The organism is Bradyrhizobium sp. Kon10 (genome assembly GCF_055807395.1).
Genome location: NZ_JBVVOZ010000021.1, coordinates 18,433 through 38,054, shown reverse-complemented (window position 1 = coordinate 38,054; position 19,622 = coordinate 18,433). Strand labels below are relative to the sequence as shown.

Annotated in this window: 18 protein-coding genes; 14 read left to right on the top strand and 4 right to left on the bottom strand. The window is 64.2% G+C overall.

All coding sequences use genetic code 11. From position 1 onward, the window contains the following. Positions 1-39: 39 nt before the first annotated feature. Both AC0L2O_RS25325 and thpR read left to right on the top strand, forming a co-directional pair. Positions 40-684: an arylesterase gene (locus tag AC0L2O_RS25325; protein ID WP_473371620.1), complete on the top strand. Its 645-nt coding sequence runs from the start codon at positions 40-42 to the stop codon at positions 682-684. Positions 685-858: 174 nt separating this feature from the next. Next, positions 859-1,395, top strand: coding sequence for an RNA 2',3'-cyclic phosphodiesterase (gene thpR / locus AC0L2O_RS25320; RefSeq protein WP_369719965.1), 537 nt, complete (start codon positions 859-861; stop codon positions 1,393-1,395). 68 nt (positions 1,396-1,463) lie between these two features. On the opposite strand, the gene AC0L2O_RS25315 is transcribed toward thpR, so the two are convergent. Next, positions 1,464-1,718 carry a type II toxin-antitoxin system VapB family antitoxin gene (locus tag AC0L2O_RS25315; protein WP_369719964.1) on the bottom strand — a complete coding sequence of 85 codons (255 nt, stop codon included), beginning with the start codon at positions 1,716-1,718 and terminating at the stop codon, positions 1,464-1,466. Positions 1,719-1,859: 141 nt separating this feature from the next. On the opposite strand from AC0L2O_RS25315, the gene zapE reads away from it, so the two are divergent. The 11 genes from zapE to AC0L2O_RS25260 all read left to right on the top strand — a co-directional run bounded on the left by zapE (position 1,860) and on the right by AC0L2O_RS25260 (position 14,633). Next, a complete protein-coding gene (zapE, locus tag AC0L2O_RS25310; RefSeq protein ID WP_473371619.1) occupies positions 1,860-3,044 on the top strand; it encodes a cell division protein ZapE in 1,185 nt (394 codons plus the stop codon). A 242-nt stretch (positions 3,045-3,286) separates the two neighbouring features. Next, the gene (gene mdh, locus AC0L2O_RS25305; protein WP_028150483.1) at positions 3,287-4,255 is read left to right on the top strand and encodes a malate dehydrogenase; all 969 of its coding nucleotides are present in this window, start codon (positions 3,287-3,289) and stop codon (positions 4,253-4,255) included. A gap of 212 nt (positions 4,256-4,467) precedes the next feature. Continuing rightward, positions 4,468-5,664, top strand: a complete 1,197-nt coding sequence (sucC, locus tag AC0L2O_RS25300; protein ID WP_473371618.1) for an ADP-forming succinate--CoA ligase subunit beta — start codon at positions 4,468-4,470, stop codon at positions 5,662-5,664. Positions 5,665-5,668: 4 nt separating this feature from the next. Then, complete coding sequence (locus AC0L2O_RS25295; RefSeq protein ID WP_369719961.1) at positions 5,669-6,148, top strand: DUF1579 family protein; 480 nt, start codon at positions 5,669-5,671, stop codon at positions 6,146-6,148. A 33-nt stretch (positions 6,149-6,181) separates the two neighbouring features. Next, on the top strand, positions 6,182-7,066 hold the full coding sequence (sucD, locus tag AC0L2O_RS25290) for a succinate--CoA ligase subunit alpha (protein ID WP_473371617.1): 885 nt from the start codon (positions 6,182-6,184) through the stop codon (positions 7,064-7,066). A gap of 137 nt (positions 7,067-7,203) precedes the next feature. Continuing rightward, positions 7,204-10,185: a 2-oxoglutarate dehydrogenase E1 component gene (locus AC0L2O_RS25285; RefSeq protein ID WP_473371616.1), complete on the top strand. Its 2,982-nt coding sequence runs from the start codon at positions 7,204-7,206 to the stop codon at positions 10,183-10,185. 179 nt (positions 10,186-10,364) lie between these two features. Beyond that, positions 10,365-11,609 carry a 2-oxoglutarate dehydrogenase complex dihydrolipoyllysine-residue succinyltransferase gene (gene odhB, locus AC0L2O_RS25280; protein WP_473371615.1) on the top strand — a complete coding sequence of 415 codons (1,245 nt, stop codon included), beginning with the start codon at positions 10,365-10,367 and terminating at the stop codon, positions 11,607-11,609. Positions 11,610-11,620: 11 nt separating this feature from the next. Next, entirely contained in the window at positions 11,621-11,845 is a 225-nt protein-coding gene (locus tag AC0L2O_RS25275; protein WP_369719957.1) for a hypothetical protein, read from the top strand. A 2-nt stretch (positions 11,846-11,847) separates the two neighbouring features. After that, positions 11,848-12,609: an SDR family oxidoreductase gene (locus AC0L2O_RS25270; RefSeq protein ID WP_473371614.1), complete on the top strand. Its 762-nt coding sequence runs from the start codon at positions 11,848-11,850 to the stop codon at positions 12,607-12,609. Between the two features lie 56 nt (positions 12,610-12,665). Then, positions 12,666-14,066, top strand: a complete 1,401-nt coding sequence (gene lpdA, locus AC0L2O_RS25265; RefSeq protein WP_369719955.1) for a dihydrolipoyl dehydrogenase — start codon at positions 12,666-12,668, stop codon at positions 14,064-14,066. 36 nt (positions 14,067-14,102) lie between these two features. After that, positions 14,103-14,633 carry a hypothetical protein gene (locus AC0L2O_RS25260; protein ID WP_369719954.1) on the top strand — a complete coding sequence of 177 codons (531 nt, stop codon included), beginning with the start codon at positions 14,103-14,105 and terminating at the stop codon, positions 14,631-14,633. Between the two features lie 165 nt (positions 14,634-14,798). Here AC0L2O_RS25260 and AC0L2O_RS25255 read toward each other — a convergent pair whose 3' ends face one another. Then, positions 14,799-15,392 carry a DUF4337 domain-containing protein gene (locus AC0L2O_RS25255; protein ID WP_369719953.1) on the bottom strand — a complete coding sequence of 198 codons (594 nt, stop codon included), beginning with the start codon at positions 15,390-15,392 and terminating at the stop codon, positions 14,799-14,801. A gap of 82 nt (positions 15,393-15,474) precedes the next feature. Beyond that, complete coding sequence (locus AC0L2O_RS25250) at positions 15,475-16,440, bottom strand: tyrosine recombinase XerC (protein WP_473371613.1); 966 nt, start codon at positions 16,438-16,440, stop codon at positions 15,475-15,477. A 121-nt stretch (positions 16,441-16,561) separates the two neighbouring features. Between AC0L2O_RS25250 and AC0L2O_RS25245 the strand changes: the two genes are divergently transcribed. Beyond that, on the top strand, positions 16,562-18,772 hold the full coding sequence (locus AC0L2O_RS25245; protein ID WP_409191162.1) for a primosomal protein N': 2,211 nt from the start codon (positions 16,562-16,564) through the stop codon (positions 18,770-18,772). A gap of 187 nt (positions 18,773-18,959) precedes the next feature. On the opposite strand, the gene AC0L2O_RS25240 is transcribed toward AC0L2O_RS25245, so the two are convergent. Beyond that, positions 18,960-19,469, bottom strand: a complete 510-nt coding sequence (locus tag AC0L2O_RS25240) for a septal ring lytic transglycosylase RlpA family protein (RefSeq protein WP_369719950.1) — start codon at positions 19,467-19,469, stop codon at positions 18,960-18,962. Positions 19,470-19,622 lie beyond the last annotated feature (153 nt).

Below are 19,622 nucleotides of genomic sequence, written 5' to 3'. Positions count from 1 at the left end.
AACTCCGCTGGCGCGGTCGAGAGGCGTTACGGATTGTTCATGCACATAGCCGTGTTGATGCTCGCCTTGATGACGGTCTCGAACATGCCATCCGCCCAGGCACAGCCGGCGGCCAAACCGATCAAGCTCGTCGTCCTCGGCGATTCCTTAAGTGCCGGTCTCGGCCTTCCGGCCCAGGAGGCATTCCCCGCCAAGCTTCAAAAAGCCTTGCAGGCCAAAGGCATAGCCGTTGACATGACAAATGCCGGCGTGTCTGGCGACACCGCCTCGGGGGGCCGCGACCGCCTCGACTGGTCGGTGCCGGACGGAACCGACGGCGTGATCGTCGAGCTCGGCGCCAACGACGCGCTGCGCGGCATCGACCCCGATTTGACGCGGGCCGCACTGACCGACGTCGTCGCACGGCTGAAGGCGCGCAAGATTTCAGTCATGCTGTGCGGCATGCTGGCGCCGCCGAATTACGGCGCCGACTATGCCGCGCGCTTCAATTCGATTTATCCGGATCTGGCGAAAAAATTCGACGTGCCGCTGTATCCGTTCTTTCTCGACGGCGTCGCGGCCGATGCCAAGCTCAACCAGGCCGACGGCATTCACCCGACAGCCGCGGGCGTCGACATCATCGTCAACAATATGATGCCCAGTGTGGAGGCATTTCTTGGCACGATCAACGAGCAACGGCGTTGAAAAGCAGGCAGTGCTAACCCTATTCCCAGGGTTTTACCGGGGTAACGGGCGCCGTGCTTCGCAGAGTCACACAACTGCGATAGGAATCAAGCTACCGGTGATTCGTCACCGGCTCTAAAATTTGGATATGATCCTTGTCCAAGGATCGTGCCCAAGCATCGGGAGTGCGAAACGATGCCGCGTTTGTTCACTGGTCTGGAAATTCCGGCCGAGATCGGCCAGACGCTTTCCAATTTGCGGGGCGGCCTTCCCGGCGCCCGATGGATCGATCCCGAAAATTATCACGTCACCCTGCGCTTCATCGGCGATATCGACGGCATGTCCGCCAACGAGATCGCCTCGATGCTGTTTCGCGTCAACCGCAAGCCGTTCGAGGTGAAGCTGCAGGGGCTGACGAGTTTCGGCGGACGCAAGCCGCGCGCGGTGGTCGCCACCATCGCACCGAGCAAGCCGCTGATCGAATTGCAGGCTGAGCTCGAACGCATGATGCAGCGGATCGGCCTCGATCCAGAGGGGCGCAAGTTCATCCCGCATGTCACGCTGGCCCGCCTGCACGACGCCTCGGACCGCGACGTCGCCGATTATCTCTCGCTGCGCGGCTATTTTCCAAGCAAGGCCTTCGTCGCCGAGCGCTTCGTGCTGTTCTCGTCCCGCGCCTCTACCGGCGGTGGGCCGTATGTGGTCGAGGATGCCTACGAGCTTAGTCCGTGAACTTAGCTTGTAAGATGATGAGGTGAAGCTCGCCCATATGACGCGAGGACGTGCAACGTCGATCGCGATCAGAACGGCAATCCGTGCTTGTCATATCCCACAATTTCGTCCGGCGTCCGGTCGGCTACCACAGGCAACTCGCTCCAGCGTCGACGGATTGCGACCATGTCTTCCAAGAGAGCGGTTTTGCGGCGTTGATTATCAATCCGGCTGAGCCGCTCCTCGAGAGCTCGCTTCGTCGCGATCTCAACCGTCTCGCCGGTGAGTTGCGCCAGACTCCGCGCCAGACGCTCGGTCTCGGAATCCTCGATGCTCAGAGCCATGTCAGGGAATCCCAAGGTGACCTGTTTAACCCTCTGATATCTAAAGCCTACGCCCGCTCCTACGTGGACTGGGTCAAGCGCATACGCCCCTTGCATCGATATACCATTGCAATTTGCCTCCGTCTCTGGCGGTAAAGAGCCATGCTCTCCACCCCCAGTTCCCCATTCCGCGAGGCCTATCAGGCCGAGATCGCATCCGGCGCCATCGAGCCTGATGCAGCACAAGCCGAGGTCGCCGAGGCCTATGCGGCGCTCGACCAGCGGCTCGCGAGCTACAAGCCGCAGCGCAAGCAGGGCCTGCTCGGCCGCCTGTTCGGCGGCGACAAGGACGAGGTGCCGCACGGGCTCTACGTCCACGGCGAGGTCGGACGCGGCAAGACCATGCTGATGGATCTGTTCTTCCAGCACAGTAGCGTCGAGCACAAGCGGCGCGCGCATTTCCACGAGTTCATGGCCGACGTGCATGAGCGCATCTACGACTATCGCCAGGGCATCGCGCGCGGCGAGATCGCCGATGCCGACGTCATCGCGCTGACCGCGCATGCGATCTTCGAGGAGAGCTGGTTGCTCTGCTTCGACGAATTCCACGTCACCGACATCGCGGATGCGATGATCCTCGGCCGCCTTTTCTCGAAGCTGTTCGAGTTGGGGACCGTCGTGGTTGCGACCTCCAATGTCGCGCCCGACGATCTCTACAAGGGCGGTTTGAACCGCTCGCTGTTCCTGCCCTTCATCAAGCAGATCACCGACCACATGGACGTGCTGCGGCTCGATGCGCGCACCGACTTCCGGCTCGAGAAACTTCAGGGCGTGCCGATGTGGCTGACGCCAGCGGATGCGGATGCGCACACTGCGCTCGACCGCGCCTGGTCGAAGATGACCGGCGGTGCCAGATGCAAGTCGCGCGATATTTCGATCAAGGGCCGCATCCTGCACGTGCCGTGCTCGGCCCACGGTGTGGCGCGGTTCACGTTCGCCGATCTCTGCGAGAAGCCGTTAGGGGCATCGGACTACCTCAGGCTCGCGCACGATTATCACACCATCCTGGTCGACCATATTCCGGTGATGGACTTCTCCCAGCGCAACGCTGCCAAGCGTTTCATCACCCTGATCGACACGCTCTACGACAATGCCGTGAAGCTGATGGTCTCGGCCGATGCCAATCCGATTTCGCTCTATCTTGCCCACGAAGGCAACGAGGCCAACGAGTTCAAGCGGACCTCGTCGCGCTTGATCGAGATGAGCTCGGAATCCTATCTGGCGCTGCCTCACGGCCGCAAGGATTCCACCGCCAGCGGCTCGACCAAAGGCCTGGTAGAGACTTAAGTCCTATTTGCCCGCGCGGTCATTCCGGGGCGCCCGCTCTTCGCGGGCGAACCCGGAATCCCGAAGTTGTGGCGCGAGATTCCGGGTTCGCGCTGGCGCGCGCCCCGGAATGACGGACGGGTGTTCTGGCTGCTAGCTCGGCAAGCCCGACAATTGGGCATCCGGCGACTTGAACGCTGCAAGCGAAAGGGATAACCACCTCGTCAGTTTCCCCTCCTTACGTGTCTAAAGGACAGGTTCACATGGCGCGCGACAAGATTGCTTTGATTGGCTCCGGCCAGATCGGCGGAACGCTGGCTCACCTCATCGGCCTGAAAGAACTGGGCGACGTCGTGATGTTCGACATCGCCGAGGGCGTGCCGCAGGGCAAGGCGCTCGACATCGCGCAGTCCTCGCCGGTCGACGGTTTTGACGCACATTACACCGGCGCGAACTCCTACGAGGCGCTCGACAACGCGAAGGTCTGCATCGTCACCGCCGGCGTGCCGCGCAAGCCCGGCATGAGCCGCGACGATCTCCTCTCCATCAACCTCAAGGTCATGGAGCAGGTCGGTGCCGGCATCAAGAAGTACGCTCCGGATGCCTTCGTCATCTGCATCACCAACCCGCTCGACGCGATGGTGTGGGCGCTCCAGAAGGCCTCCGGCCTGCCGCACAAGAAGGTCGTCGGCATGGCCGGCGTGCTGGATTCCTCGCGCTTCCGCTACTTCCTGGCCGACGAGTTCAACGTCTCGGTCGAGGACGTCACCGCCTTCGTGCTCGGCGGCCATGGCGACACCATGGTGCCGCTGGTGAAGTACTCCACCGTCGCCGGCATCCCGCTGCCCGACCTCGTCAAGATGGGCTGGACCTCGCAGGCGCGCCTCGACGAGATCGTCGACCGCACCCGCAACGGCGGCGCCGAGATCGTCAACCTGCTCAAGACCGGCTCGGCCTTCTATGCGCCGGCGGCCTCCGCGATCGCGATGGCCGAGAGCTATCTTCGCGACAAGAAGCGCGTGCTGCCGTCGGCCGCCTACCTCAACGGCGAATACGGCGTGAAGGACATGTATGTCGGCGTGCCCGTCGTGATCGGCGCCAAGGGCGTCGAGCGCGTCGTCGAGATCGAACTCGCTGGCAAGGACCGCGAGGCCTTCGACAAGTCGGTCGGCGCGGTGCAGGGCCTGGTCGACGCCTGCAAGAAGATCGCCCCCGATCTTCTCGGCCGGTAACCGCAACACTCCCCGCCGAAGACCGAAACCGGTCTTCGGCGGTTTCACTTCCGGGCCCCGCCAAACCTTGTTTAGGGTTGGGCGGGTTCCGGGCCGGCAGATGTCTCGATGTCAACGAATCCGTGTTGCAGTTCTGGTGGTATATGGTATGCCAGCCACAAGACTGAGGTGGGCCCATGGGGTCACCGCCCGCGGGTTCAGGGAGCGACCATATGAATATTCATGAATATCAGGCCAAAGCCCTGCTGAACGAGTTCGGCGTGGCCATTTCCAGGGGCGTTCCCGTCCTGAAGGCGGCCGATGCGGAAGCCGCGGCCAAGGCTCTCCCGGGCCCGGTCTGGGTGGTGAAGAGCCAGATCCACGCCGGCGGTCGCGGCAAGGGCAAGTTCAAGGAGGCTTCGGCCGGCGACAAGGGCGGCGTCCGCATCGCCAAGTCGGCCGCGGAAGTCACCGAATTCGCCAAGCAAATGCTCGGCGCCACGCTGGTGACGATCCAGACCGGCCCCGCCGGCAAGCAGGTCAACCGTCTCTACATCGAGGACGGCTCCGACATCGACAAGGAGTTCTACCTGTCGATCCTGGTCGACCGCGAGACCTCGCGCGTCTCCTTCGTGGTGTCGACGGAGGGCGGCGTCAACATCGAGGACGTCGCGCACAACAGCCCCGAGAAGATCGTGACCTTCTCGGTCGATCCGGCGACCGGCATCATGGGCCATCACGGCCGCACGGTTGCGAACGCGCTGAAGCTCTCCGGTGATCTCGCCAAGCAGGCCGAGAAGCTCACCGCGCAGCTCTACACGGCGTTCGTCGCCAAAGACATGTCGATGCTGGAGATCAACCCGCTGGTGGTGACCAAGCAGGGCCAGCTTCGCGTGCTCGACGCCAAGGTCTCGTTCGACGACAATTCGCTGTTCCGTCACCCCGAAGTGCTCGCGTTGCGCGACGAGACCGAAGAAGACGCCAAGGAAATCGAGGCGTCGAAATACGACCTCAACTACGTCACGCTGGACGGCAATATCGGCTGCATGGTCAACGGCGCCGGCCTCGCCATGGCGACGATGGACATCATCAAGCTCTACGGCATGGCGCCGGCGAATTTCCTCGACGTCGGCGGCAGCGCCAGCAAGGAGAAGGTCGCAGCCGCCTTCAAGATCATCACCGCGGACCCCAACGTGAAGGGCATCCTGGTCAACATCTTCGGTGGTATCATGAAGTGCGACGTGATCGCCGAGGGCGTCACCGCCGCGGTGCGTGAAGTGGGCCTCGGCGTGCCGCTGGTGGTTCGCCTCGAAGGGACCAATGTCGAATTGGGCAAGAAGATCATCCGTGAATCCGGGCTGAACGTCGTGCCGGCGGACAATCTCGACGACGCCGCGCAGAAGATCGTGAAGGCCGTCAAGGGAGGCTAAGGCCATGACCCAGGACCATCTCGCCGCATCATCCCCACTTGCAGAGCACGCGCGCCTTGCCGCGTTCGCCGGCGAATGGAATGGCGAAGAGGTGGTCTTCCCGTCGCGCTGGACCACTGGCGGGCCGGCCACCTCGCACACCGTGGCGCGCATGGATCTCAACGGGTTCTACTTGATCCAGGACAGTGTCCAGACGCGCGACGGCAAGCCGATCTTCGCCACCCACGGCCTCTTCACCTACGACCGCGAGGACCGGACCTACAAATTGTTCTGGTACGATTCGCTCGGCTACACGCCGCCCTCGCCCGCTTCGGGTGGCTGGGTCGGCAAGACCCTGACGCTGGTGCGCGGCTCGCTACGCGGCAATGCACGCCACGTCTACGAGATCATCGACGACAATTCCTATTCGTTGAAGATCCAGTTCTCGCCGGACGCGGAAGGCTGGGCCGACGTGCTCACCGGCGTCTATCGCCGCATCCATTGACCTCTCACTGTTAGTTTCGCGAAAGCAGACCTCATGTCCATCCTGATCGACAAGAATACCAAGGTCATCTGCCAGGGCTTTACCGGCAAAAACGGCACCTTCCACTCGGAGGCGGCGATTGCCTATGGCACCAAGATGGTCGGCGGCACCTCGCCAGGCAAAGGCGGCGCGACGCATCTGGGCCTGCCGGTGTTCGACACCGTACGCGAGGCGCGCGAGAACACCGGCGCGGACGCGTCGGTGATCTACGTGCCGCCGCCGGGCGCCGCGGACGCGATCTGCGAAGCCATCGACGCCGAGATCCCGCTGATCGTCTGCATCACCGAAGGTATTCCGGTCATCGACATGGTCCGCGTGAAGCGCTCGCTGGCCGGCTCCAAGTCGCGCCTGATCGGGCCGAACTGCCCGGGCGTCATGACCGCCGGCGAGTGCAAGATCGGCATCATGCCGGCCAACATCTTCAAGACCGGCAGTGTCGGCATCGTCTCGCGCTCGGGTACGCTGACCTATGAAGCCGTGTTCCAGACCTCCCAGGAAGGCCTCGGCCAGACCACCGCGGTCGGCATCGGCGGCGACCCGGTCAAGGGAACCGAGTTCATCGACGTGCTGGAAATGCTGCTCGCCGACCCCAAGACCGAATCGATCATCATGATCGGCGAGATCGGCGGTTCCGCCGAGGAGGACGCCGCCCAGTTCCTCAAGGACGAGGCCAAGCGCGGCCGCAGGAAGCCGATGGTCGGCTTCATTGCCGGCGTGACCGCACCTCCCGGCCGCCGTATGGGCCATGCCGGCGCGATCATTTCAGGCGGCAAGGGCGACGCCGGTTCCAAGACCGACGCGATGAAATCGGCTGGAATTACAGTGTCGCCGTCTCCCGCCCGCCTCGGGCACACGCTTGCCGAAAAGTTGAAAGGCTAATTCACTTCTTCGTACTTTTCCGGGCGAAGTTTCGCAGCAAATAGGGTAAATGGTGCCTGTCGCGCTGAGCCTCTGCCGGGGGGCCCAGTGCCAGCGCCGTTTGTGACGCGCGAACCGAAATCGCCAGGAACTTAAGCATGTCTCGCCAGGACGCGAACGCAGCCTTTGCCCTTTCATCTTTTTTGCAGGGCACCAACGCCACCTACATCGACGAAATCTACGCCCGCTACGAGCAGGACCCGTCCTCGGTGGACACCGAGTGGCAGGAGTTCTTCAAAAGCCTGAAGGATCAGCCGGACGATGTCCGCCGCAATGCCCAAGGCCCGTCCTGGGCGCGCGCCAACTGGCCGCTGACGCCCCAGGATGACCTGACCTCCGCCCTCGACGGCAATTGGGCGGAAGTCGAAAAGGTGGTCGGCAGCAAGATCGCCGCCAGGGCCCAGGCCAAGGCGGGTGACAAGCCCGGCGACAAGGGGGCGGGCATTTCGTCCGCCGAGGTGCTTCAGGCGACCCGTGACTCGGTCCGCGCCCTGATGCTGATCCGCTCCTACCGCATGCGCGGCCACTTCCACGCCAAGCTCGATCCGCTCGGCATCGAAGCCCCGCGCAACCGCGAAGAGCTCGACCCGCGCACCTACGGCTTCAGCGAAGCCGATTTCGACCGCAAGATCTTCCTCGATCACGTGCTCGGCCTCGAATACGCCAATCTGCGCGAGATCACCGCGATCTGCGACCGCACCTACTGCCAGACGCTCGGCGTCGAGTTCATGCACATCAGCAACGCCGCGCAGAAGGCCTGGATCCAGGAGCGCATCGAAGGGCCGGACAAGGAGATATCGTTCACCCGCGAAGGTCGCCGCGCCATCCTGATGAAGCTGGTCGAAGCCGAAGGTTTTGAAAAGTTCTGCGATACCAAGTTCACCGGCACCAAGCGTTTCGGTCTCGACGGCGGTGAATCCCTGATCCCGGCGCTCGAGCAGATCATCAAGCGCGGTGGCAATCTCGGCGTCAAGGAAGTCGTGGTCGGCATGCCGCATCGCGGCCGCCTCAACGTGCTGACGCAGGTCATGGGCAAGGCGCATCGCGCGCTGTTCCATGAATTCAAGGGCGGCTCGGCCAATCCGGACGCGGTCGAAGGCTCGGGCGACGTCAAGTATCATCTCGGCGCATCATCCGACCGCGAGTTCGACGGCAACCGCATCCATCTCTCGCTGACCGCCAATCCGTCGCATCTCGAGATCGTCGATCCCGTGGTGCTCGGTAAAGTCCGCGCCAAGCAGGATCAGCATGGCGATCCGCCGGACCAGCGCATTTCGGTGATGCCGCTGTTGATGCACGGCGACGCCGCGTTCGCCGGCCAGGGCGTGGTCGCGGAATGTTTTGGCCTCTCCGATCTGAAGGGCTACCGCACCGGCGGCTCCGTGCACTTCATCGTCAACAACCAGATCGGCTTCACTACGTATCCGCGCTATTCGCGCTCCTCGCCCTATCCCTCCGATGTGGCGAAGATGATCGACGCGCCGATCTTCCACGTCAACGGCGACGATCCGGAAGCCGTGGTGTTCGCGGCCAAGGTCGCGACCGAGTTCCGGCAGAAATTCCACAAGCCCGTCGTCATCGACATGTTCTGCTACCGCAGGCATGGCCATAACGAGGGCGACGAGCCGGCGTTCACCCAGCCGGTGATGTACAAGAAGATCGCGGCTCATCCGACGACGCTTGAGCTCTACGCGCGCCGCCTGATCAGCGAAGGCGTGATGACCGAGGGCGAGGTCGAGAAGGCCAAGGCCGATTGGCGCGCGCGGCTCGATGCCGAGTTCGAGGCGGGCACCTCCTACAAGCCGAACAAGGCCGACTGGCTCGACGGCAAGTGGGCGGGCTTCAAGATCGCCGATCAGGAGGAAGATGCGCGGCGCGGCGTCACCGGCGTCGACATCACCGCGCTGAAGGACATCGGCCGCAAGATCACCAAGGTGCCGGACGGCTTTCGCGTTCACCGCACCATCCAGCGCTTCCTCGACAACCGCGCCAAGGCGATCGACACCGGCGCGGGCATCGACTGGGCGACCGGCGAAGCGCTGGCGTTCTGTACGCTGCTCAACGAGAACCACCATGTCCGCCTCTCTGGCCAGGATTCCGAGCGCGGCACCTTCTCGCAGCGCCACTCGGTCCTGATCGATCAGGAGGACGAGAGCCGCTACACGCCGTTCAATCATCTCGGCCACGAGCAGGGCCACTACGAGGTCATCAACTCGCTGCTGTCGGAAGAGGCCGTGCTCGGCTTCGAATACGGCTACTCGCTCGCGGAGCCGAATACGCTGACGCTGTGGGAAGCCCAGTTCGGCGACTTCGCCAACGGCGCGCAGGTCGTGTTCGACCAGTTCATCTCCTCGGGCGAGCGCAAATGGCTGCGCATGTCCGGCCTGGTCTGCCTGTTGCCGCACGGCTATGAGGGCCAGGGACCGGAGCATTCCTCCGCGCGCCTCGAGCGTTACTTGCAGATGTGCGCGGAAGACAACATGCAGGTGGTCTACCCGACCACGCCGGCGAACTATTTCCACGTGCTGCGTCGCCAGCTTCACCGCGAGATCCGCAAGCCGCTGATCCTGATGACGCCGAAATCGCTGCTGCGCCACAAGCGTGCAGTGTCGCGCCTGGAGGAGCTCGCCAAGGGAACGACCTTCCATCGCATCCTCTATGATGACGCCCAGATGCAGCCGAGCGAGGCGACCAAGCTCGTTCCGGACGAGAAGATCCGCCGCATCGTGCTCTGCTCCGGCAAGGTCTATTACGACCTCTACGAGGAGCGCGAGAAGCGCGGCATCGACGACATCTATTTGATGCGCGTCGAGCAGCTTTATCCGGTGCCGCTCAAGGCGCTGGTGGCCGAGCTGTCGCGCTTCAAGAAGGCGGAAGTGATCTGGTGCCAGGAAGAGCCCCGCAACATGGGTGCGTGGCACTTCATCGAGCCCTATCTGGAATGGGTGCTGAACCAGGTGAACGGTGCGAGCCGGCGTCCGCGCTATGTCGGCCGCGCCGCTTCCGCCGCGACTGCCACGGGCCTGATGTCGAAGCACCAGGCGCAGTTGAAGGCGTTCCTGGACGAAGCATTGAGCTAATCAATTCTTGACTAAAGTCATGCCCCGCAAATGCGGGGCATCCAGTACTCCGCGGCGTTCGTTCTGATCACGAAAGTCACGGCGTACTGGATCGCCCGCCCCCGTGCGCAAGCGTGCACAAGGCGGGCGATGAGATGTGAAATTCATGACCGCATCGGCGATCCCTTAAGGAAAAGACCATGACTGAAATTCGTGTGCCGACGCTCGGCGAATCCGTCACCGAGGCCACCATCGGCCGCTGGTTCAAGAAGGCGGGCGATCCCGTCGCCGTCGACGAGCCCCTGGTGGAGCTCGAGACCGACAAGGTCACCATCGAAGTCCCGGCACCCTCCGCCGGCACGTTGAGCGAGATTGTCGCGGCCGATGGCGCCACCGTTGCGGTCGGTGCGCTGCTCGGCCAGATCACCGAGGGCACCGCAGGCGTCGCAAGGACGCCCGCCAAGCCTGCGGCCGCGCCCGCGCCTGCTCCCGTCACCGCGGCCCCGGCCGCCGCCCCCGCGGCATCGAAAGCGCCGCCGGCCGACGCGCCGCTGGCGCCCTCCGTGCGAAAACTCTCCGCCGAGACCGGGATCAATGCCTCGACCGTTCCGGGCTCCGGCAAGGACGGCCGCGTCACCAAGGGCGACATGCTCGCCGCGATCGAGCGCGCGGCCTCCGCGCCGACGCCGGTCAATCAGCCCGCCGCCGCCGTCCAGGTGCGCGCGCCGTCGCCGGCCGATGACGCCGCCCGCGAAGAGCGCGTCAAGATGACCCGGCTGCGCCAGACCATCGCGCGCCGACTCAAGGACGTGCAGAACACTGCGGCGATGCTGACGACCTTCAACGAGGTCGACATGACCAACGTGATGGCGCTGCGGGCGCACTACAAGGACGCGTTCGAGAAGAAGCACGGCTCGAAGCTCGGCTTCATGGGCTTCTTCACCAAGGCCGTCGTGCAGGCGCTGAAGGACATCCCGGCCGTCAACGCCGAGATCGACGGCACCGACCTGATCTACAAGAACTACTATCACATCGGCGTCGCCGTCGGCACCGACAAGGGCCTCGTCGTTCCCGTCGTGCGCGATTGCGACAACAAGTCGATCGCCGATATCGAGAAGGGCATCGCCGATTTCGGCCGCCGCGCCCGTGACGGCCAGCTCAAGATCGACGAGATGCAGGGCGGCACCTTCACCATCACCAATGGCGGCATCTACGGCTCGCTGATGTCGACCCCGATCCTGAACGCGCCGCAGTCCGGTATTCTCGGCATGCACACGATCCAGGAGCGCCCGATGGTGATCGGCGGCAAGGTCGAGGTCCGCCCGATGATGTATCTGGCGCTGTCCTACGATCACCGCGTGATCGACGGCAAGGAAGCCGTGACCTTCCTGGTTCGCGTCAAGGAGAGCCTGGAAGATCCCGCGCGCCTGGTGCTGGACCTCTGAGGGAGGGTTTCATGGAAGAACCGGCGCTTCTTCTTTCCCTCCTGCCGTTCCTTCTGACCACTCTTATTTTCTTCTTCTTTGCGATTCCGATAAGTCGCAGGAAGGGTAAGGGTGTCGGTTTTGCCGCTTGGTGCCTGATTCCGTTCCTCACTCCCTTCATCCTGTTTCACCTGGCGAGCTTGACGGACAAGGGCGTGCTGGATCGATTGGCAGCTCTCGAGGGCAAGCGCGAATAGCTATGGGGGCTGATGTGACCGATAAAGTCGTTGTCATCACCGGCGGCAGCCGCGGCATTGGCCGCGCGACTGCGATCGCGGCGGCCGTGCGCGGCTTCCGCGTCGTCGTTGGTTATGCCAGCAACAAGCAGGCCGCCGACGAGGTGGTTTCCGCGATCGAAGCCAGCAACGGCAAGGCCATCGCGGTGAAATGCGACGTCGCCGAGGAAAGCGACATTCTCGAACTGTTCAAGCAGGCGGACAAATTCGGTACGCTCGGTGCGCTCGTCAACAATGGCGGCATCGTCGGGACCAGCGGTGTGCGCGTCGACGAGATGTCGGCCGAGCGCATCCGGCGCGTGATGGCGGTCAACGTCACCGGCTCGATCCTGTGCGCGCGCGAAGCGGTGAAGCGGATGTCGACCAAGCATGGCGGCCAGGGCGGCGTCATCGTCAATCTGTCATCGGTTGCCGCCAAGCTCGGCGCGCCGAATACCTATGTCGATTACGCCGCGTCCAAGGGCGCGATCGATTCCTTCACCGTCGGCCTCGGCCATGAGGTTGCCGGCGAAGGCATTCGCGTCGCGGGCATCCGCCCCGGTCTGATCGACACCGAAATCCACGCCGCCGGCGGCGAGCCGGATCGGCACCATCGTCTGGCGCATACGGTGCCGATGAAGCGCGTCGGCACCGCCGAGGAAATCGCCAATGCCATCGTCTGGCTGATGTCGGACGATGCTTCCTACGTCACCTCAGCCATTCTCGATGTGTCCGGCGGACGCTGACGCGCCGGCGGACGCTGACACATCCTCATCACGCTAAACCTACGGGACTTTCTCTCATGGCATCCTACGATCTCGTCGTCATCGGCACCGGACCGGGCGGTTATGTCTGCGCGGTGCGTGCAGCGCAGCTCGGCATGAAAGTCGCCGTGGTGGAAAAGAACGCAACCCTCGGCGGCACCTGCCTCAATGTCGGCTGCATGCCGTCAAAGGCGCTGCTGCATGCCTCGGAGATGTTCGAGGAAGCCGCGCATTCCTTCGCCAAGATGGGCGTCAGCGTCTCGGCGCCGAAGCTCGAGCTTCCGGCGATGATGAACTTCAAGCAGCAGGGCATCGACGGCAACGTCAAGGGCGTCGAGTTCCTGATGAAGAAGAACAAGATCGACGTGCTCAAGGGCACCGGCAAGATCCTCGGCACCGGCAAGGTCGAAGTCTCGGCCGACGGCAAGTCGCAGATCATCGAGACCAAGAACATCGTCATCGCCACCGGCTCCGACATCGCGCGTCTCAAGGGCATCGATATCGACGAGACGCGCATCGTGTCGTCGACCGGTGCGCTGTCGCTGGACAAGGTCCCCGGCAAGCTTCTGATCGTCGGCGCCGGCGTGATCGGCCTCGAGCTCGGTTCAGTGTGGAAGCGGCTCGGCGCCGAAGTCGTCGTCGTGGAATTTCTCGATCGCATCCTGCCCGGCATGGACGGCGAGATCGCCAAGCAATTCCAGCGCATCCTGGAAAAGCAGGGCTTTGCGTTCAAGCTGGGGGCCAAGGTCACCGCGGTCGACACCTCCGGCAAGACGCTGAAGGCGACCATCGAGCCCGCCGCCGGCGGCGCGGCCGAGACGCTGGAAGCCGATGTCGTGCTGGTCTGCATCGGCCGCGTGCCGTACACCGACGGGCTCGGCCTGAAGGAAGCCGGTGTTGCGCTGGACAATCGCGGCCGCGTGCAGATCGATCCGCATTTCGTCACCAGCCTGAAGGGCGTCTATGCCATCGGCGACGTCGTTGCGGGCCCGATGCTCGCGCACAAGGCCGAGGACGAGGGCGTTGCGGTGGCGGAGATCATCGCAGGGCAAGCCGGCCACGTGAATTACGACGTCATCCCGGGCGTGGTGTATACCACGCCGGAAGTGTCCTCCGTCGGCAAGACCGAGGAAGAGCTGAAGCAGGCGGGCGTGGCTTATACCGTCGGGAAGTTTCCCTTTACCGCCAACGGCCGCTCCAAGGTCAATCAGACCACTGACGGCTTTGTGAAGATTCTCGCAGATGCGAAGACCGATCGCGTGCTCGGCGTGCACATTATCGGCCGCGAAGCCGGCGAAATGATCCATGAAGCCTGTGTTCTCATGGAGTTCGGCGGCAGTGCTGAAGATCTCGCGCGCACCTGCCATGCGCATCCGACCCGCTCGGAAGCCATCAAGGAAGCCGCGCTTGCAGTCGGTAAGCGGGCCATCCATATGTAGGCGATGCGCCCGGCGCCGAATCGGGCGGGACAACACATGCTGCGCCGCCTTCTTCAACCGGTCTGGGTCCTGCTGGCGATCATCTTCCTGATCGAAGCCTGGCTGTGGGACCATCTCGAACCGATCGTCGCGCGGGTTGTCGCCATCATCCCGCTCGCCCGGTTCAAGGCCTGGCTGTCGGATCGCGTCGATGCGCTGTCGCCGGCCATGACGCTGATCGTGTTCGCGGTCCCGATCATCCCGCTGTTTCCGCTCAAGCTGGTCGGCCTCTGGCTGCTCACGCATGAGTACTGGACAAGCGCGGTGTTCACGATCCTGTTCGCAAAGATGCTCGGCGTCGGCGTCACCGCCTTCGTGTTCGACGTCACGCGCGACAAGCTGTTGGAGATGGCCTGGTTCGAACGGCTCTATGAGCTGGTCTTGAGGCTGCGCGCCAAGGCCTCCGAACTCGTCGAGCCGATCAAGCAGCGTCTCAAGGATGTCGCCCGCGGCAACGGCGAAGGCTGGTCGTCACGCACGTTCCGCCTGATCCAGCGCTTCCGCAAGAGCGTGCACGAAGCGCGCTAGCTGTTTACCACACACTCGTTGTCATCGCCCGGCTTGACCGGGCGATCCAGTATCCCAGAGACCTCAATTGCTTGCGGAGAAGCCGCGGCGTACTGGATGCCCCGGTCAAGCCGGGGCATGACAGCTGATTTGCGGGAGCAACCCGTCGCCGTGTCGTACGAAATCCTACCCGTGCAGATGCAACAGATGCGGCCACCAGGCGCCGAGGATGGTCATCGCAAGGCCGGCGAGTGTCAGCAGCCCGCTGATATAAGCGAGCCCGATGATGCCGGTGATGATGGTCGCCGATGCCAGCACGATGCCGATCTGGAAGGCCGCCGACGCCAGCTCGAAATGATGATATTTCGCCGTGGCCTCGTCGCGCTCGTGCTCGGCCTCCTTGGCTTTCTCGGCGAGCTGCTCGGTGCCTTCGCCGGTCTCGGGCTCCGAGCGGTAGCGCGCCGCCGTCTTCTGCCAGTCGTCGATCTGCTTCTGCACCGCGGCCTTCATGGCGTCGTCGGTGGCGCTGCCCAATGTCAGCTTGCCCTGGTCGGCAGCGGTCTGGACGACGGTGCGGCGGATGCTCTTGGCCTGGAAGAAGGCCCAGAGGTTGGAGGCCTCGACGTTCTTGCTGATCGATTCGGTCTGGGCGCCCTTGCCGAGCGTTTCCGAAATCGCCAGGAATAGCGCCAGCACGGCGATCAGAAGCGCGATCTTCCTGTTTTCGCCGGACGCGTGCTCGGCATGCTCGGCATGCTCCATGCTTTCATGTGCGCTCATAAATCCCTCCTGCCTTGGTTCGCCACGATTGACCGAACCGCGCGGACTGCGCAAGAGGCAAGGACGTTATGACGTCAGTGTGTCACCGCCGCGGATGCGCGCTGGCATAGACTTCCAGCAGCCGCTCGGAATCGATGCCGGTATAGATCTGCGTGGTCGAGAGCGAGGAATGGCCGAGCAATTCCTGGATCGCGCGCAGATCGCCGCCGCGCGACAACAAATGCGTGGCGAAGGAGTGCCGCAGCGCGTGCGGCGTGGCGCTGTCGGGCAGGCCGAGCGCGCCGCGCAGCCGCTCCATCGCCAGCTGGATGATGCGCGGGCTGAGCGGGCCGCCGCGTGCGCCGAGGAAGATCGGGCCCTCGGCGGGAAGAGGGTGCGGGCAGATCGCAACATACTCGGCAACGAGCTCAAGCACGTTTTGCAGCACCGGCACCATGCGGGTCTTGTTGCCTTTGCCGGTGACGATCAGCACGTCGCCTTCGCCGGGCCGCGGCACCTCGCGGCGTTTCAGGCCGAGCGCTTCGGAGATGCGCAGACCCGAGCCATAGAGCAGCGCCATCACGGCGGCGTCGCGGACCAGGACCCATGTCTCGCGGTCCTCGCCCGCGCGCTCGTCGGCGTCGGCAAGGCGTTTTGCCGACGCCATCGGCAGCGGCTTCGGCAAGGTCTTTGCGACTTTGGGCGCGCGGATCGCCGACAATGCGCCGACCTTGCCCTTGCCCTCGCGCTCGAGGAAGCGGCCGAAGGAGCGCAGGCCCGCGAGCGCGCGCATCAGCGAGCGGCCGGCGATATCGTCGGCACGGCGCATCGCCATGAAGGCGCGAATGTCAGTGGCTTCGAGCGCGGCGAAGCGCTTGAGCGTGACCCGCTCGCCCCAATGATTGCTGAGAAAATCCAGGCATTGCCGCAAATCGCGGGTATAGGCCTCCAGCGTCTTCGGCGACAGCCGCCGTTCGGCGCCAAGATGCGACAGCCAGCGCGCCATCTCCTGCGCGATCGAGGGATCGGCGCTGGCGAGCTCGATTGCTGGGGCGGCCGCTTTGCTCATGCGCTCTGGACGTGGTGATTCCACTCAGTATATCGCATCACACCCGTTTACTGTTCGCTAAGGTCGGCGCGTGGCGCTAGCCTCAAGGCCCCTGGTTCCGATTCTCCGCCAAAGTCCATTGATGGATCATTCGCCAAGTAGCAGCACCGCCCCAACCAATGCGACCCGTATGGTCGACGTGCTGGTGCCGGTTGCGCTCGACCATGCCTATTCCTACCGCGTGCCGCGCGGCATGGAGCTGAAGGCAGGCGATCTCGTCACGGTGCCGCTCGGCCCGCGCGAGGTGCTCGCGGTGGTCTGGGCGGAAAATACCAATCCCGATCCACGCCTGCACAACCGCCTGAAGGACGTCAGCGAGAAGCTCGATCTTCCGCCGCTGAAGGCCGAGCTGCGCTCGGTCGTGGACTGGGTCGCCAATTACACGCTGAGCCCGCGCGGCATGGTGCTGCGCATGTGCCTGCGCATGGGCGACAATCTTGGCCCCGAGCGGGTCCGCGCCGGCGTGCGCCTGGTCGGCGAGCCGCCGAAGCGGCTGACCCCGGCGCGGCAGCGCGTGATCGCGCTGCTGTCGGACCGGTTGCTGCACGGCAAGTCCGATGCCGCCAGGGAGGCTGGCGTCTCGGCCGGAGTGATCGACGGCCTCGTGGACGAAGGCACGCTTACGGTCGAGCCGCTGCCGCCGCCGCCACCGCCACCTGCAGCCGATCCTGATTTTGGCCGGCCGGATTTTTCGCCGCTGCAGCGCGCCGGGGTCGATGCCATGCGCGCGCTCGCCGCCAACGGCAGCTTCCACGTCGCGCTGCTCGATGGCGTCACCGGCTCGGGCAAGACCGAGGTCTATTTCGAGGCGATTGCCGAGACCATCCGCCGCGGCAAGCAGACCCTGATCCTGATGCCGGAGATCGCGCTGACCGGCCAATTCCTCGACCGTTTCGCACAGCGCTTCGGCGTGCGGCCGCTGGAATGGCATTCGGAGCTGACCCAACGCACCCGCGCGCGCAATTGGGCGGCGATCTCCGAGGGCAGCGCGCCGGTCGTGGTCGGCGCGCGCTCAGCGCTGTTTTTGCCTTACGGCAATCTCGGGCTCATTGTCGTCGATGAAGAGCACGACCAGGCCTACAAGCAGGACGACGGCGTGCACTATCACGCCCGCGACATGGCGGTGGTGCGCGCGCATATCGCCAAGATTCCGATTGTGCTGGCGTCGGCGACGCCGTCGGTCGAATCCGAGGTCAATGCGCGCAAGAAGCGCTATCAGCGCATTGCGCTGGCGTCGCGCTTCGGCGGCCAGCACATGCCGCATATCGAGGCGATCGATCTGCGCCGCGAGCCGCCCGCGCGCGGCCGCTTCATCTCGCCGCGGCTTGCCGGCGAGATCAAGATCGCGATCGAGCGGCGCGAGCAGGCGCTGCTGTTCCTCAATCGCCGCGGCTACGCGCCGCTGACCTTGTGCCGCGCCTGCGGGCACCGCTTCGCCTGCACCATTTGCGACGCCTGGCTGGTCGATCACCGCTTTCGCCAGCGGCTGGTCTGTCACCATTGCGGCTTCTCGATGCCGCGGCCGAATACCTGCCCGCATTGCGCGGCGGAGGAATCGCTGGTCGCGGTCGGTCCCGGCGTCGAGCGCCTGCAGGAAGAGGCGGCGGCGCTGTTCCCGGAGGCGCGCACCATGGTGCTGTCGAGCGATCTCATCACCTCGATCGAGACCATGCGCTCGGAACTCGCCGACATTGCGGAGGGGCGCGTGGACATCATCATCGGCACGCAGCTCGTCGCCAAGGGTCACAATTTCCCGCGGCTCAACCTGGTCGGCGTGGTCGATGCAGATCTGGGGCTGAGCAATGGCGATCCGCGCGCGGCGGAACGCACCTGGCAATTGCTCAACCAGGTGATCGGCCGCGCCGGTCGCGAGCAGGGCCGCGGCGTCGGCTATCTGCAGACCCACCAGCCGGAACATCCCGTCATGAAGGCGCTGATCGCCTGCGACCGCGAGGCCTTCTACGACAGCGAGATCGATCTGCGCGAGCGCACGCTCTATCCGCCGTTCGGACGGCTCGCGAGCCTGATCATCTCCGCCGGCGACCGCCCGAGCGCGGAAGGCTTTGGCCGCAGGCTGGCTGCGCTGGCGCCACGCGACGAGCGCGTGATGGTGCTGGGCCCGGCGGAAGCCCCGCTCGCCGTGATCAAGGGCCGCTACCGCTTCCGCATCCTGGTGAAATCGGCGCGCGGTTTTGACCTGTCCGACTATCTGCGCAACTGGCTCGCCGTCTGCCCGAAGCCGAAGGGCAATCAGAAGCTCGAGGTCGACGTCGACCCGCAGAGCTTTTTGTAGACGCTGCGCTGTAGCCCGGATGAAGCGAAGCGCAATCCGGGACAGCCGTTCCGTATGCACGAATCCCGGATTGCGCTGCGCTCCATCCGGGCTACGAAAATGCAACAAAAAGCCCGCCGTCCCCCAAGACGGCGGGCTTGTTTCACGCGCGCGGCAAGCTGCTCGTGCTGCGCGGCGCGTCGAGCGGTTAGGAGACGACCTCGGCAGTGACGCGGCCGACGCCGGCGCCGGTGAGGCCGATGGCGCGGGCAGCACCCGTGGAGAGGTCGAGCACCCGGCCGCGCACGAACGGGCCACGGTCATTGATGGTGACGATGACGCTGGAACCGCCATGGGTGACGCGCAGCTTGGTGCCGAACGGCAGGGAACGGTGCGCCGCGGTCATGGCGTTCTGGTTGAAGCGCTGGCCCGACGCGGTCTTGCTGCCGGACTCGTTGCCGTAGAACGAGGCCATGCCCGAAAAGGAGCGCCCGGTGCCCGAGGACGACGTGATGGACGCGTTGGCGTTGCGCCAATCGGAGGTCACGCTGGAATCGGTCTCGGCGGCGTGGTGGCGGTAATGGTGCGAGTAGTGGTGGTGATGCCTGGATTTGGCGGAAGCCTCGGTGGCAGTTCCACCGATGAGGAGAGTTGCAGCGGCGAAAGCGATCGCCGTACGCGGCCGGGTCACGAAGCCCAGCTTCATCAAAGACAGCATTTAGTGGTCCCTAAGCTAGTATTGCCACATATGTGGCTAGAGGAGCCCCCATCAGTTTGTGAGCGGGTTGGCGTTTCGTTGCGCAATGAGGCGTGAATTGGGCAGTAATTCCGCTATGTGTGCGGCTGAAACATCTTGTTACCGGCGCGGATA